At 48.3% G+C, this 1,818-nt stretch carries 1 tRNA gene and 1 rRNA gene; both read left to right on the top strand.

Annotated features, from left to right (window positions below):
• Positions 1-12 precede the first annotated feature (12 nt).
• Positions 13-1,527 (top strand): 16S ribosomal RNA (locus tag A3SG_RS0118265).
• A gap of 214 nt (positions 1,528-1,741) precedes the next feature.
• A tRNA-Ile gene (locus A3SG_RS0118260) sits at positions 1,742-1,815 on the top strand.
• The last annotated feature ends 3 nt before the right edge of the window (positions 1,816-1,818 follow it).

Here is a 1,818-nt window from a genome sequence, read left to right as displayed (position 1 = left end):
TTCGCATAATATACGATGAAGAGTTTGATCCTGGCTCAGGATGAACGCTAGCGGCAGGCTTAACACATGCAAGTCGAGGGGTAGGGAAAGCTTGCTTTTCTGAGACCGGCGCACGGGTGCGTAACGCGTATGCAATCTACCTTTCACAAAGGGATAGCCCAGAGAAATTTGGATTAATACCTTATAGTAATACGACTTGGCATCAAGATGTATTTAAAGATTTATCGGTGAAAGATGAGCATGCGTCCCATTAGCTAGTTGGTATGGTAACGGCATACCAAGGCTACGATGGGTAGGGGTCCTGAGAGGGAGATCCCCCACACTGGTACTGAGACACGGACCAGACTCCTACGGGAGGCAGCAGTGAGGAATATTGGACAATGGGCGCAAGCCTGATCCAGCCATGCCGCGTGCAGGATGACGGTCCTATGGATTGTAAACTGCTTTTATACAGGAAGAAACAACGCTACGTGTAGCGTCTTGACGGTACTGTAAGAATAAGGATCGGCTAACTCCGTGCCAGCAGCCGCGGTAATACGGAGGATCCAAGCGTTATCCGGAATCATTGGGTTTAAAGGGTCCGTAGGCGGTCAAGTAAGTCAGTGGTGAAAGCCCATCGCTCAACGGTGGAACGGCCATTGATACTGCTTGACTTGAATTATTAGGAAGTAACTAGAATATGTAGTGTAGCGGTGAAATGCTTAGAGATTACATGGAATACCAATTGCGAAGGCAGGTTACTACTAATTAATTGACGCTGAGGGACGAAAGCGTGGGTAGCGAACAGGATTAGATACCCTGGTAGTCCACGCCGTAAACGATGGATACTAGCTGTTGGGAGCAATTCAGTGGCTAAGCGAAAGTGATAAGTATCCCACCTGGGGAGTACGAACGCAAGTTTGAAACTCAAAGGAATTGACGGGGGCCCGCACAAGCGGTGGAGCATGTGGTTTAATTCGATGATACGCGAGGAACCTTACCAAGGCTTAAATGTAGGTTGACCGGTTTGGAAACAGACTTTTCGCAAGACAATTTACAAGGTGCTGCATGGTTGTCGTCAGCTCGTGCCGTGAGGTGTCAGGTTAAGTCCTATAACGAGCGCAACCCCTGTTGTTAGTTGCCAGCGAGTCATGTCGGGAACTCTAACGAGACTGCCAGTGCAAACTGTGAGGAAGGTGGGGATGACGTCAAATCATCACGGCCCTTACGCCTTGGGCTACACACGTGCTACAATGGCCGGTACAGAGAGCAGCCACTGGGCGACCAGGAGCGAATCTACAAAACCGGTCACAGTTCGGATCGGAGTCTGCAACTCGACTCCGTGAAGCTGGAATCGCTAGTAATCGGATATCAGCCATGATCCGGTGAATACGTTCCCGGGCCTTGTACACACCGCCCGTCAAGCCATGGAAGCTGGGGGTGCCTGAAGTCGGTGACCGCAAGGAGCTGCCTAGGGTAAAACTGGTAACTAGGGCTAAGTCGTAACAAGGTAGCCGTACCGGAAGGTGCGGCTGGAACACCTCCTTTCTAGAGCCTTAGTGTTAGCTTATTTATAAGCACGGTAGGGAAAGAGACGAAAAGAGAAAGTGGAAACAAAGATTGAAATTATATTACTCTTGCTGTTAGTTCAAATAATACAATTTAAGTAAAAGATAAAGATTTACGGATGTTGGTTGGGGGTTATTGCTATAGATTTTAAATCTGAGGGCATCAATCTAAGATCGGTTATCCTACATCATTTTGTCTCGTAGCTCAGCTGGTTAGAGTATTACACTGATAATGTAGGGGTCGACAGTTCGAGTCTGTCCGAGACAACTA

The organism is Flavobacterium sp. ACAM 123, from assembly GCF_000264055.1.
In the GTDB taxonomy this organism is placed as follows: domain Bacteria; phylum Bacteroidota; class Bacteroidia; order Flavobacteriales; family Flavobacteriaceae; genus Flavobacterium.
This window is presented reverse-complemented; position numbering and strand designations above follow the sequence as displayed.